This window comes from Marinobacter zhanjiangensis, assembly GCF_014651935.1.
Lineage (GTDB): Bacteria > Pseudomonadota > Gammaproteobacteria > Pseudomonadales > Oleiphilaceae > Marinobacter > Marinobacter zhanjiangensis.
Map to the genome: position 1 here is coordinate 387,401 of NZ_BMXV01000001.1, position 14,043 is coordinate 401,443.

The window sequence follows — 14,043 nt, forward strand, 5'->3', positions numbered from 1 at the left end:
GGGAGAGGGGCTTATTCGGCGCCAACAAGGGAGAAAGCGCCTCACTCAGGCTACTCAGGCGCCCCGCAACTCGCGCCGAAGCGGTAGCAGGCAAAGCACCGGTGGTGACGCAGCATGATGCGTTCATCCATGCTTTCCGCCAGGGTGCCGCCCAGGTCGTAGTCGGGATCGTCATCCACCAGGGTACAGGCGAAGACCCGCACCTGATCGTTCTTCTTCACCAGCATGCGGGTGTAGGTGCACATGAAGTGGGCACGACTTTCCCTGGTGGGGTATTTTTCCATGCAGTTTTCGGTGATTTCCGGACTGCCGTCGTCAGAGCCCGGCGTGCCCAGATCCGGGAAAGCGGTGAATGCCAGAGTTTGCGGAATGCCCCGGTCATGGAAGATGGCACGGAAATCCCACTCCACCTGCTCCGGGTCTTCCACGGGATCACTCTGGCGGGCAATGGACACCTTGAAGCCCTGGTCCACCAGCCAGCGGATGCCCTCCAGGGCCTTGTCGAAACTGCCCTCGCCCCGATCCATATCGTGACGGGCGGCATCCGGGAAATCGAGGCTGACGCGGAAATGAATCGGGTAAGGGTTGTCCAGCAACGGCAGCACCTGGTGCCGGCGCTTTAGCAGCGGATCGGTGGCATTGGTCAGCACGAAACAGGGCCTGTGCTGGCTGGCGTAATCGAGAATATTGACGAAATCCCGGATCACGAAAGGCTCACCACCGGTGAACGAAAACTGCTCCACGCCCATGTCCAGAGCTTCATGGATAAAGGGGCGGACATCGCTGAGTTTCATCCCCGGGATACGCCCGTCCCCCGGATGGGATCCCTCAAGGCAGAAGGGGCAGGAGAGGTTGCAGGCAGTGCCCGTGTGAATCCATAACTCTTTCAACTGGTCGGAATCGATGAAACCCCGGGGGTCGCCGTCCCGGGTGTGGGTCCAGCTGTCCCGGGCGCGGGGCTCCAGTACTTCGGTCGTGGGTATGATCTTCTCTGCTGTCAGGGGCATAGATGCTCCGCTTTCATTTTCTGTGATTCCTCAGACACGGCAACGCGCATTATGTTACAGATTCATCCTTTGTACGGGCGGATGCGGCAGACTGACCACTGCCCAGGCGCCACTGGTGGAACTTCGCCAGCCAGGCCAGCACGCCTTCCGGTGCGTGGGCCTGCTTCCACGCACCAGCGGCAGATTTGGCCGATTCGTTCCAAGTGGGATAGGGGTGAATGGTACCCAGAATCTTGTTGAGCCCGATGCCATGTTTCATCGCCAGGGTGAATTCCGCCAGAATCTCGCCGGCATGGGCGCCAACCACCACGGCACCAAGGATCTTGTCTTTGCCCGGGGCCGTCAGCACCTTGATGAAACCATGATCCTCATCTTCGGCGATGGCACGGTCCAGGTCATCCAGCCCATAGCGGGTCACCTCGTAATGGACGCCCTTCTGCTGCGCTTCATCCTCACTCAGGCCCACCCGGGCAACCTCCGGGGCGGTGAAGGTCACCCACGGCAACACCCGGTAGTCTACCCGGAAGCGACGGAACTGGCCGAACAGGCCGTTGACCGCCGCATACCAGGCCTGATGGGAAGCCGCGTGGGTGAACTGATAGGGGCCCGCCACATCGCCACAGGCGAACACGTTGGGGAAGCGGACGGACATGTCTTCTTCCACCGGCACCGTGCCATTGCCCCTTGGCTCGACGCCCAGGGCCGACAGGTTCAGCCCTTCGGTATTGCCCGCGCGGCCCACGGCCACCAGCACGCGATCAAAGGCGATGCGTACGCGTTCACCGTCATGGTCGCACCAGGCAACCTTCTCTCCGTCCTGCTCGCTGAACTCAACCGCTTTGTGGTTCAGCCGGAGATCAATGCCTTCGTGGCGGAACTGCGCCTGCACCTGTTCCGCCACATCTTCGTCTTCCTTCGCCAGAATCCTGTTACCGGCTTCGATCTGGATGACCTGGCTTCCCAGCCGGGCGAACGCCTGGGACAACTCGCAGCCAATGGGACCGCCGCCGAGTACCAGCAGACGGTCCGGCTGCTCTTCCAGGTCCCAGAGGTTCTCCGAGGTCAGCGGCGCCATGGCCTCCAGCCCGGGAATCGGCGGCAGAAAGGGCTTGCCCCCGGTGGCCACCACAATACTGCGGGCACTGAGGCGCTCACGACGGCCATCGTTGTGGGTGACGTCCACCTCCCAGGGCGACACAAAGGCGGCACTGCCGGCAATACAGTGGACACCGAGGCTCCGGTAACGCTCGGGAGAGTCATGGGGCTCCACCTTGGCAATGATGCGCTTCACCCGCCCCATGATATTGGCAAAGGACCCGGACACGGGGACGGAATCCAGCCCGTAACGATCGGCATGGCGCAGGGTATCCGCCGCCCTGGCGCTGCGAATCAGTGCTTTCGACGGCACGCAACCCGTGTTCAGGCAGTCACCGCCCATCCGGTCCCGCTCGATCAGGGCCACCTTTGCCTTGACCGCCGCTGCGATATAGGCGGCCACCAGCCCGGCGGAACCGCCGCCGATGACCAGCAGGTTGTAATCAAACGACTGCGGCTTCTGAAAACCACGATAGACCCGGCGCCGGCGAATAAAGCCCACCACGAACTTGGCAATCAGCGGAAACAGGCCCAGCAGGGCAAAGGACAGCAACAGGTCCGCCGAGACGATGTCGCCCATACTGCTGACCTCACCAAGTTGGGTGCCGGCGTTCACATAGACAAACGTACCCGGCAGCATGCCCAGCCAGCTGACCAGAGCGTAAGTGCGCAGTTTCATGCCGGTCAGACCCATGGCCAGGTTGATCAGGAAGAAGGGAAACACCGGTACCAGGCGCAGGGTAGCCAGGTAGAAAGCGCCGTCCTTTTCAATACCCTCATCAATCCGGCGGACGGTTTTGGCGTACTTGCGCTTGAGGGTGTCCCGCAACAGGAAGCGGGCCACCAGGAAGGCCAGCGACGCACCGATGGTGGAGGCCAGTGACACGGTCAACAGGCCCACCAGGTTGCCCAGGAAGGCGCCGCCCGCCAGGGTCAGCACCGTGGCCCCCGGCAGTGACAATGCGGTGGTTGCCACATACACCAGCGCATACAGCGACACCGCCAGCAGCAGATTGTTCGCGATCCAGTCGTTCAGTTGCGCCTGATGCTGCTTAAGATTCTCCAGGGTCAGCAGGTCAGGGCCTCCCAGGAACACGAAGGCCACCACCAGGGCGACAATCACGGCGAAAACAATCAGTTTCTGTTTGGACATGGTTCAGAACTTCCAGTGAGCAGGAATGATGGTTACCAGACACAGCCAGCCGCCATCTGTTACAGGGTAGCGTGCAAATCGTCAGCAAGGACAGCAGGGAATACGGGATGCAGGCCGACACGGCTCAATCAACTGTTGTTTCCGGGGTGCTCTCCCCCACCGGTGATTGCGGATCCGGAACCCATAAGGGTGCGGCGACCGGTGGTCCTGCTCGCAGCAGTTTGCCATCAAAAAAGGAGGCCGTAGCCTCCTTTTTTGATGGACCGGTTCTGTCCCTGGTCAGCCTGTGGCCTCGGCCTCTTCATGCCGGCCGGCATTATGATCCCGCGCCAGCAGAATGTAGAAGGCCGGCAACACGAACACCGTAAACAGGGTGCCGATCCCCAGGCCGGCGACGATGGTCAGGCCGATGGCAAAGCGGCTCTGGGCGCCCGGCCCGACCGCAATCAGCAGCGGCACCATGGCGAAGATCAGCGCCAGAGACGTCATGATAATCGGCCGCAGACGAATCGCCGCCGCTTCCAGTACCGCCTCTCGCCTGCCCAGCTTGCGCTCGATCTGCAGCTGGTTGGCAAACTCCACAATCAGGATGCCGTTCTTGGCGACCACGCCGATCAGGGTGATCAGCCCCACCTGGGTATAGATATTGACAGTGGTGAAGCCCAGCACAATGAACGCCATGGCACCAGCGACGGACAGGGGTACCGACACCAGGATGATCAGCGGGTCGCGCCAGCTCTCGAACTGGGCCGCCAGCACCAGGTAAATCACCAGCAGCGACAACATCATGGTAATGGTCAGCGCAGCGCCTTCGGTCGCCAGTTGCCGGCTCTGCCCCTTGTAGTCGGAACTGAAGCCCTGGGGGAAGATCTCCGTGGCATTCTCTTCGATCCACTCCATGGCCGTACCCATGGCCACCCCCGGCATCACCACGCCCTGCAGGGTGATGGAGTTGAGCTGGTTGAACTGGGTCCGCTGGGAAGGCTCCACGCTGTCTTCGAAGCTGACCACGCTGCCCAGAGGCACCAGCTCGCCGGTATCCGCCCGGATATAGTATTCGTTGAGGTCAGCCTCACTGATGCGGAAGTCCTGCTCTACCTGGGGTATCACCTGGTAGGAGCGCCCTTCCATGCTGAAGCGGTTGATATACCCGCCCCCCAGCATGCTCGACATGGCCTGCCCCACATCCTGCATCGACAGCCCAAGATCGGCCACCCGGTCACGATCTACCTGGATCTGCACCACCGGCTTGTCGAAGGCAATGGACTTCTGCAGGAACATGAAGTTGCCGCTCTGCATGGCCTTGCCCTGCAGTTCGCTGGCCACTTCGTTGAGCTGTTCGTAGTCACCGCCGGTGGTAATCACAAACTGGAACGGCAGGCCATCGGACCCGGGCAGAGACGAGGGCGCAAATACCGCGGTTTGCAGACCGGTGACCTTGTTCAGCTCGGCGTTCAGTTTGGGCTGGACATCAAACTGGGTCACCGAACGCTCGCTCCAGGGCGCCATCTTGAAGCCGCCAAAGACCTCATTGGGGCCGGTGATGCCCAGAATCATGAAGTCTTCCTCATAGCCATCCACGGTGGTCATCCGTTGCTGGACTTCACTGCCCTCATCACGGAGGTATTCCAGCGTGGAGGTCTGCGGGCCCTTGCCCTGGTAGAACAGGATGCCCTGGTCTTCCTCCGGCGCCAGCTCACTCTGGCTGAACATGAACATGAAGAAGATGGATGCGAAGACGATAACGGCGAAGAAAATCACCACCGAAATCGTGGACATCAGCGACGCCAGTGCCCGCTTGTAGAGGCTGGCGAGCCCATTGAAGGTCTTCTCGACCTTCTCTTCAAAACGGCTCGGATTGCCATGGGGCTTGAGCACGGCGCCGGCCAGCACCGGCGACAGCGTCAGGGCGACGATGCCCGAGATGATCACGGTGCCCGCGAGGGTGAAGGCGAACTCGATAAACAGCGCGCCGGTAAGCCCGCCCATAAAGCCGATGGGGGCGTAAACCGCCACCAGGGTGGTGGTCATGGCGATAATCGGAACCGCCATTTCGCGGGCACCATGGAGGGCAGCATCGAAGTTCGACTCACCCTGTTCGATATGCCGGTGCACGTTTTCCACCATAATGATGGCATCATCCACCACCAGCCCGATCGCGAGCACCATCGATAACAGCGTCAACAGGTTGAGGGAGAAACCCATCACCAGCATCACGAAGGCACCACCGATCAGCGACAGCGGCACCGCCACCGAAGGCACCAGCGCCGCTCGCAGCGACCCCAGGCACAGGAACACCACCACCAGCACGATGACCAGGGCTTCCAGCAGGGTCTTGATGACCTCCTTGATGGAGTCATCAATGAACTGTGAAGCATCGTAGGCCAGGCGCACTTCGAGGCCGGAGGGCAGTTGCTCTTCGATATCGGGCAGCTCGTCCTTGACCAGCTGCGCGACGGTCAGCGGGTTGGCGCCGGGTGTCATTTCGATAGCCACATAAGTGGCCGGCTGTCCCTTGTACAGGGCCAGGTTATCGTAGCTCTGGGAACCCAGCTCCACCCGGGCAATGTCCCGCAGACGGATAATGGAGCCGTCGACTTCCTTCACCACCAGGTCCCGGAACTGGCCCAGGTCCGACACATCGGTGTCGCTGGTCAGACTGATCTTGGTGTACTTGCCTTCGGTGTTGCCCACCGCCGCCTGGTAGTTATTGCGCAACAGCACACTGACCACTTCCTGGGGCGTCATGTCCACGGCTGCCAGGCGCTCCGGGTCCAGCCAGGCGCGCAGGGCAAACTTCCGCCCCAGCAGATCCGCCTTGCCCACCCCGGCCAGGGCCTGCAGCCTGGGCTGCACCACCCGGGTCAGGTAGTCGGTAATCTGGGGAACATCCAGATCATTGCTATAGAATGCGATATACATCAGCGCCGTGGAGTCTCCGGTCTCCGATGTGATCACCGGATCCTGGGCCTCCCCCGGCAACACGTTGCGCTGGCTGGCCACCTTGGCCTGGATTTCCGCCAGCGCATCGTTGGCGTCGTAGTTCAGCTCCATTTTGGCGTTGATGACGGACATGCCCTGGGAGCTGGTGGACGTGAGATAGTCAATGCCACTGGCCTCCGCCATGGCCTGTTGCAAAGGCGTGGTGATAAAGCCCTTCACCAGTTCGGAACTGGCCCCCGGGTATGCGGTAGCGACAGTAACCGTCGTGCTTTCCAGCTTCGGGTATTCCCGAATTTCCATTTCCAGGGCGGCACGTGCCCCCAGCAGCAGGATCAACAGGCTGACCACCGTGGCCAGGACCGGCCGGTGGACGAAAACATCAGTGAAGCGCATTACGAGTCATCCTGCTGGATTTCAATGGGCTGGCCGGCCCTGAGCCTCAGCAGGCCCTTGGCCACAACCCGGTCACCCTCTTCCACACCACTGGTAATGGCGACCTGGTTGCCCCGCACTTCACCGGTCTTAACCGAGCGGCGAGTGACCGTGAGCTGGCCACTGTCGTTTTCTTCAATCAGGAACACGTAGTCACCATAGGTGTTGTAGGACACGGCTGTACGCGGCAGGGTGAGTACCGTCTCCTGATCCGGATGCCGGGTCATGACCGTGCCGAACATGCCGGGTCGCAGCTTGCCGTCCGGGTTTGGCAGGGTCGCGCGAATGCGCACTGTGCGGGTTTCCGGATTGACCGAGGTGTTGATGGCACTGACCTCACCGGTAAAGGTTTCCCCCGGGACTGCCGCGACCGTAGCCACGACCTCGTAACCCCGGTCTACCCTTGGCAACTCCCGCTCCGACAGGGTGTAGTCCAGATAGACGGGGTCGAGCATGTTGATCTCGACAATGGGAGTACCGGTGGCAATATACTCGCCTTGGTCCACCAGCCTGAGTCCCAGATTGCCATCGAAGGGCGCGCGAATCACTTTCTTGCTGAGCTGGGCCTCGGCCTCGTTCACCCGGGCCCGGGCAGCATCATAATTGGCCTTGGCTTCGTCGAACTGGGACTGGGAAACCGCCCGGCGCGGCAGCAGATCCTCGATGCGCTTGAATTCCTGGGCCGCCAGCTGGGCCTCGGCCCGGCGGGTGCGAAGGGCCGCCTCGTCGATCCGTGAATCCAGCCGGATCAGCACATCCCCCTGTTCCACGGTATCGCCGGACTCGAAAGCAATCTCCTGGATCACGCCGGGCACCTCGTTGGCGACACGAATACCATTAATGGCCTCTACACTGCCGACAGACTTGATGGAGGGGGTCCACTGCTCGGCGACCACCCTGGTGGCGCTGACCGCCGCCGGTGGCTGTGGTTGGGACATCTGCTCCTTCATCTGGCCCAACTGGAAGAACTTGTAGCCAAAAATGCCTCCGAGCACCGCGCCGAGGAGCACGATAACAATGACAAAACGGAGAAACGTGCGCATGGTTGAGAATCCCTGACAAATATCAAAGTGAACCGGGTTGGTACAGGCGTTCTTGCCGGGCCCAGACACCGGAACAAAGTACGACAATACAGTAGATGGGGATTATTTCATTTTATAAGCAAGCGAAACAGTCTTGTTTTCAAGGTTATTTTCTGTACAAAGCAGTGGCCGGCAAGACCCTGTTAACGAAGTACTGGTATCCGCAGTCCAAACCCCGGCAGATTATCGCAGAATCACCAAAGGCTTTTCGGCCGTCTTTAGCATGGTTGTCGTGGTACTGCCCACCAGAAACTGCCGAATACGGGAGTGCCCATAAGCGCCCATTACCAGCATATCGATATCATATTCCTGCTGGTACCCATGGAGCGCCGGCTCCACGTCGCCGGCGCGTATAGCCAGCTGAATGTCGCTCCCCGGAACCGACAGCATGCTTTGCGCCTGCTTCAGTTGCTCCCAGCGGTCCCCGGTTTCCGGCCCGACCATCACGATATGCAGCGGCATGCCCTTGAGTACCTGGTTGCGGGCCAGCAGCTCGACACTGCGGAACGCGGTCTTGCTGCCATCAAAGGCGAGCATGGCGCTTTTGGGCTGCGTGAATTCGTCGGGGACCAGCAGGATAGGACGGTGCAGGCTACGGATCACCGTTTCGAGCTGGCTGCCAATATGCAGGTCACGGTCGGAACTGCTTTCGCCATGAAGCCCCATGACCAGCAGCCGGGTCTGGTCCTCCAGAGCCATCAGGGATTCGGTGAGATCACCGTGGCGCTGGCGCTTGGTCACGTCCTCAACACCCGCCTCGCGCACACGGGTGCCGGCTTCATCGAGCATATTGTGGCCATGTTCCAGAGCCAGCTTGCTGCGCCTGGCATCCAGGTCCGCCAGCTCTTCCAGCAAGTGTTCCCGGCTGCCAAGGCCGATGTTGCCTGCCAGGTCCGGTGCCACCGGATAGCGCTCCTCGTCCAGCACATGGAGCAGGGTAACGGGGGCCTGCATATGCTGGCTGGCCCAGGCGGCATAGTCACAGACGGCCGGGGCAGCCCGGGAGCCATCGATACAGGCAACTACTCGTAACATGGTGTTCTCACTTTACCGGTCACTGTGATTGTTATTGCGACGAGACCAGATCACTGGTTTGTCCGGGGCGCCCCCGCGACAAGGTTCCGGAAGTGGTCGGCACCCGGCTAAATCACCACCTTATCCGGCGCTTTACTGATGTCAAAGGATTCGGTGGATTTTTACAACGAGTAGCAGAAAATCTGACCCACGACACGATGGCTGGGAGAGGGCAGCAGCGACCTGATACACGGAGGCGGCGAAACAGACCGGTTACAGGCGCATGGCGGGAAGGCACACTAGATCCGGTTGACCTGCTCCAGGAAGGCCGCCGGCAGGATATCAATCACCGGGCGGCTGTCACCGCTGACCTCCGGCGCCGGAGCATCAGGCTCCGTAGCGATTACCGAAGGCTGCTCGGACCAGTGCAGGAGCTGCAGCCGGCCATCAAAGCCCTCCACCAGCGCGGTGCAGTGTTCCACCCAGTCGCCATCGTTGCAGTAAAGGCCGTCTGTGCTGCGCAGAAACCCCGCGGAGTGGATGTGCCCGCAGATGAAGCCGTCATAGTTGCCCTTCTCCGCTGCAGTCAGCGCCGCCAGTTCGAAGCGGCGAATAAAGGTGCGGGCCTTGCCGATACGACCTTTCAGCCAGGCCGCCAGCGACCAGTAGGGCTTGCCCTGCAGGCGTCGCCAGGCGTTGAACCATCGGTTCAGCCGCAGCAACAGGCCATGGGCACGGTCACCGACCAGCAGCATCAGCGGGCTGCAGCGGACTACCTGATCAAATTGATCTCCATGACAGACCATGAAACGCCGACCGTCCGCAGTGGTGTGGACAATCTTCTGGTGGATCTCCACACCGCTGATCGTCTGGCCACAGAAACGCCGCATGAACTCATCATGGTTCCCCGGCACATAGACCACCCGGGTGCCCCTGTCGGCGATGGCCAGCAGCCTGTGTATCACCATTTCATGGGATTTCGGGAAATGCACGCGCCGCTGCATCGCGATCAGATCCACGATGTCGCCCACCAGATAGAGGGTGTCGCAGCGAACCTTGTCCAGAAAATCCAGCAAATAGTCCGCCTGACAGTCTGGTGTACCCAGATGAACGTCAGAAATGAAAACGCTGCGATACTGTTGCATGCCCGGCCCTGATGGTTTCCTTGTCATGGCCTCAGGCTGGCAAAGGCAAATGAAAAAGCAGTGACATTTTGCGGTCAGTTCGGTGAACCCGACCGCAATGGTGATCCGTACGTGTTCCAGGCGGCAGCGACGGCGGGGACAGAGCCGGTTATACCGGGTTAGTGGCCAGAATCTTCTTCAGGAAATCCTTCGTCCGGGGATCCTGTGGGTTATAGAAGATCTCGCTGGGTGGCCCCTGCTCCACAATCCGGCCGCCGTCGATAAAGATTACCCGGTCGGCTACGTCCCTGGCGAAAGACATTTCGTGGGTGACCACCATCATGGTCTGGCGCTCTGACGCCAGCTGTTTCATCAGCCCCAGAACTTCTTCCACCCACTCCGGATCCAGCGACGACGTGGGCTCGTCAAACAGGATGACCTCGGCGCCGGCGGCCATGGCGCGGCCGATACCAACCCGCTGCTGCTGGCCGCCGGACATGGACGCGGGATAGGCATCGGCTTTTTCGCCCAGGCCAATCTGGTCGAGAATCTCGCGGGCCCGTCGGTAAGCCTCTTCTTTGGGCCACTTATCCACCACCAGCAGACGCTCGGCGATGTTCTGCAGTGCTGTCTTGTTGGCAAACAGCGCATAGTTCTGGAACACGAAGGCGGTTCGCCGCCGCATGGAGAGAATCTCCGCCCGGTTGGCTTTTTTCACATCCACGGTGAGGTCTCCCACCGTCATGGTGCCGGCAGTGGGTTGCTCCAGGAAATTGATGCAGCGCAGCAGGGTGGATTTACCGGTTCCCGACGGCCCGATGATCACCACGATTTCGCCCTTATCAATGGTAAGGTCGATACCGTCGAGTACCACCGTCGAGCCGAAATGTTTACTCAGTGAGTCCAGTTTGATCATCGGCTATAGGCCTTGTTCAGGCGGATTTCCAGGTGGTTCTGTAGTTTTGAAAGCAGTTCAACCACAACCCAGTACATGATGGCGGCCACAATGAACGCCTCGAAGTACAGGAAGCTGCCGGAAGCCTCTTTCTGGGTGGCACCCATTAGTTCCGTGACCCCCAGGGTGAATGCCAGGGAGGTCGCCTTGATCATGTCGATGAAGTAGTTCATCAGGGTTGGCAAGGCCACCCGCGTGGCCTGGGGCAGGACAATCCGCCGCATCATCTGACCGTTGGTCATGCCGATCGACAGCGCCGCTTCAGTCTGACTGCGATCAACGCCAACGATGGCGGCACGGATTGATTCGGCCATATAGGCCGAGAAGTGCATGGTCAGGCCCATGATGGTTGCGGTAACGCCGTCTATCACGGTTAATGCACTGACCAGTTGTGGCAATCCGTAGTAGAACAGGAACAACTGCACCAGCAGGGGTGTGCCCCTGAAGAACGAAATGAACACGATGGTCAGCTGGTTGAGCACCGGAATACGAAGCACCCGGATAACGGCAAACAGGCAGGCAAGAATCAGTGCAAGCACCATCCCCGTACCGGCCAGTTGCAGGGTCAGGGGCAGGTACCTGAGCAGGACAGGTACCAGCCCCAGCATGTAATCGACGTTCAACACGTCCATAGGGAATCAGGCCTTGGTGGGCGCCCCTCAGGGCCGGGTGATATCCGTACCGAACCATTTCTCGGAAATGGACGCCAGGGTGCCATCGTCACGCAGGGCCGCCAGGGCCTCGTTGACCTCGTCCCGCAGGGCCCTGCCCGCTTCGGTATCGCGGAACGGATAGGCGTTGGTGATTTGCGAGAAGGTGGGGCCGGCCAGCTCCAGAGGCAAAGGCTTCTCCTTGATGATCTGGCTGGCGCTGACCCGGTCCATCACAAAGGCATCCACGCGGCCCAGGGCAGTGTCCCGTTCCAGATTGCTTTCATAGGTCTTGATGTCGATCTGGTCCGCGTAGGGCAATTCCTGCAGCAGGTCCTCGAAATTGGAGCCCAGATTGACGGCGACGGTTTTCCCCTTGAGGTCTTCCACCCCCTCTACTTCGGTGTTGCCTTTTTTGGTCACCACCTGGGCACCGTCATAGACGTAGGGGTCACTGAAAACATACGCCTTTTGCCGTTCTTCAGTGATGGTGATCTGGTTGGCAACGGTGTCGATACGACCGGATTCCAGCATGCCAAACAGGCCCGAGAAGTTGGCGGTTTCGTACTGGATGTCACGCCCCATCTCCTCACCAATGGCGTTCATGACATCAACGTCGAAACCCTTGAGCTTATCCTGCTCTACAAAGGTGAACGGGAAATACTGGCCGGACATCCCGACCCTCAACGGATCATCCTGCGCAAGCGAAGGTGCGCTTGCGAGCAGGGCAGTCGTCAATAACATATTGATCAATAGCGCTTTCATAACAACTTCCTCCCAGCGTGCATCTTACTTGAAGCATAGTCGTCGGCGAAAAATGGGCAATGATGCGTATCATTGGCTATTAACCAGCCTCTCGATATCCGTGAGGATATCAGCGGCACCGGTTACACGCGCCAACCAGCTCAGCGGGATGCCGCGCTCACCGCCCACGCCATGCAGTGCGGCCATGGCCGGCCCGATGATCCAGGCCCGGCCACAGGAATCGCCTCCGCAATGGATGTTGGCGCGGACGGCGTCGGTAAAACTGTCGACATGGCTGAGGATGTGAAAGATCACCGGCATGGCTTCGTGCAGATAGCACGTGCGCCCGAAAGTGTCGCCGGCTTTGACCGCATCCAGTGATGAACCGGCTTGCGCGTTGTTCAGGCTCTCCCGGTCCGGCGCCTCGGCTTTGGCGGCCTCCAGGGCCGCCGATAGGGGGTTTCCCTGGAAAAGCTGGTCCAGAAGTATCGCGGCGCATTTTGCCCAATCCACGGCTTCGTCATTGTGATTGGTCACCCGTACAGCCGCTTCCGTAACCTCCATCAAGCTATCACTGCCGCAATATCGGGCCACCAGTGGCGGCAATTTCGATACTGCAGGCAGTTGCATGTCGTCGGCGCCGCTTTCCGGCAGCAAATGTTGGTCGATGGTTTCGGCGAGGTGAACCCCTGCTTCCTGTACCCCGGATTCCTGATAGGTCAGGCTGATGGCTCTGCGAACCGGGTCAGCCAGTTGATCCCCGCTCAGGCGCCGGGTGTAAGGCAAGACCTTCTGCACCAGTATCCGCTTCTGCTTATCGGTCAGCTCTGCCGAAGTGCCCGACTGGGCCTGTTCAATGGCTTTCTGCTCGATGGTGTTCAGGTTATCGAGGGTTACCCTGGTAGGGTTGTCGATATAACCCTGCCACTGGCCACCAGGGCCGAAAAACGCCCGGAAGCGCCGCTGATAATCGCGGATATCCAGTCGACCCTCACTGGCCAGCAAGCTGTCTGTCAGCACCCCGGTGGCGGCGCCATAGTGGCTGACATCGCCGGGCTGCTTGCCGGCATGGGCAAAGTAGCCAAAAACACCCTCGAAGTACTCCGCCTTCGGTGGCAGGAACTCAGGGGAATGACCACCGACCTCGACAATGCGTTGGCTGTCGTACAACCAGTGCAGCCCGAGACTGGCCGCATCGGCAACCCAGCCCCCGGCAAGAGCATTGATAAGGCGCGGAGCCGCATCAGCTGGCGTGTTCTGGTTCATGGAAATCTCCTGTGCTGAATGTGTGTCTTTACGACTGTTCGTGATGCATGGCTTACCAGTAACCGGGGACACTCATCACGCCGGCTTGTTACAGGGTTCTGCCGCCTTTTTGTAACAAGAACCACCTGCTTGTGTTTATAGACGACAATCTATCGACCCCCACCATCGGAGCCCCGGCCACCGCGCATCATGTCCAGCACCTGTTTGACAACAAGTCCACGGAGATTCGTCAGGCCGGGGAGGCGAAAGTGAACCTGGCAGGCCGGACATTCAACGTGAAGTCACAGATGCTGGAAGACCTGAAGCAATGGAATACCCCGGACCATATCCGCAACCTGCGCAAGGCGCTGATCATTTTTCACTCGCCGATTGACCAGGTTGTGGATATCAACGAAGCGGCCACCATCTATCAGGCGGCCAGGCACCCCAAGAGCTTTATTTCCCTGGACAAGGCCGACCACCTGCTATCCCGGGCCGCCGATGCGGAATATGTCGCGGACATGCTGGTGGCCTGGTCGAGCCGGTATCTCTGATACCGGCCCCGCATTGTCCCGGCCAGAACTCCCGTCCGAATTGGT

The 14,043-nt window shown here is 60.1% G+C and carries 11 protein-coding genes; 1 reads left to right on the plus strand and 10 read right to left on the minus strand.

Going from position 1 to position 14,043, the window contains the following annotated elements; genetic code table 11:
- Positions 1-50 precede the first annotated feature (50 nt).
- The 10 genes from IE079_RS01720 to IE079_RS01765 form a co-directional block, all read right to left on the minus strand.
- A complete protein-coding gene (locus tag IE079_RS01720) occupies positions 51-1,007 on the minus strand; it encodes a radical SAM protein (RefSeq protein WP_189571876.1) in 957 nt (318 codons plus the stop codon).
- 49 nt (positions 1,008-1,056) lie between these two features.
- Positions 1,057-3,255, minus strand: coding sequence for a dihydrolipoyl dehydrogenase family protein (locus IE079_RS01725; RefSeq protein WP_189571880.1), 2,199 nt, complete (start codon positions 3,253-3,255; stop codon positions 1,057-1,059).
- Positions 3,256-3,534: 279 nt separating this feature from the next.
- Complete coding sequence (locus tag IE079_RS01730; RefSeq protein ID WP_189571884.1) at positions 3,535-6,591, minus strand: efflux RND transporter permease subunit; 3,057 nt, start codon at positions 6,589-6,591, stop codon at positions 3,535-3,537.
- Positions 6,591-7,673, minus strand: a complete 1,083-nt coding sequence (locus tag IE079_RS01735) for an efflux RND transporter periplasmic adaptor subunit (RefSeq protein WP_189571887.1) — start codon at positions 7,671-7,673, stop codon at positions 6,591-6,593. Before IE079_RS01735 ends, IE079_RS01730 begins: the two co-directional genes overlap by 1 nt.
- Before the next feature lie 222 nt (positions 7,674-7,895).
- On the minus strand, positions 7,896-8,747 hold the full coding sequence (locus IE079_RS01740) for a universal stress protein (RefSeq protein ID WP_189571890.1): 852 nt from the start codon (positions 8,745-8,747) through the stop codon (positions 7,896-7,898).
- Positions 8,748-9,025: 278 nt separating this feature from the next.
- Positions 9,026-9,871 carry a UDP-2,3-diacylglucosamine diphosphatase gene (locus IE079_RS01745; protein WP_189571893.1) on the minus strand — a complete coding sequence of 282 codons (846 nt, stop codon included), beginning with the start codon at positions 9,869-9,871 and terminating at the stop codon, positions 9,026-9,028.
- 148 nt (positions 9,872-10,019) lie between these two features.
- Positions 10,020-10,766: an amino acid ABC transporter ATP-binding protein gene (locus IE079_RS01750; protein WP_189571896.1), complete on the minus strand. Its 747-nt coding sequence runs from the start codon at positions 10,764-10,766 to the stop codon at positions 10,020-10,022.
- Positions 10,763-11,437, minus strand: a complete 675-nt coding sequence (locus IE079_RS01755) for an amino acid ABC transporter permease (protein WP_189571899.1) — start codon at positions 11,435-11,437, stop codon at positions 10,763-10,765. The genes IE079_RS01750 and IE079_RS01755 overlap by 4 nt, the downstream gene beginning before the upstream one ends.
- Positions 11,438-11,464: 27 nt before the next feature.
- Entirely contained in the window at positions 11,465-12,220 is a 756-nt protein-coding gene (locus IE079_RS01760) for an amino acid ABC transporter substrate-binding protein (protein ID WP_189571902.1), read from the minus strand.
- A 69-nt stretch (positions 12,221-12,289) separates the two neighbouring features.
- Entirely contained in the window at positions 12,290-13,465 is a 1,176-nt protein-coding gene (locus IE079_RS01765; protein ID WP_189571906.1) for an ADP-ribosylglycohydrolase family protein, read from the minus strand.
- 131 nt (positions 13,466-13,596) lie between these two features.
- On the opposite strand from IE079_RS01765, the gene IE079_RS01770 reads away from it, so the two are divergent.
- Entirely contained in the window at positions 13,597-13,998 is a 402-nt protein-coding gene (locus IE079_RS01770; protein WP_189571908.1) for an alpha/beta hydrolase family protein, read from the plus strand.
- Positions 13,999-14,043: the final 45 nt, after the last annotated feature.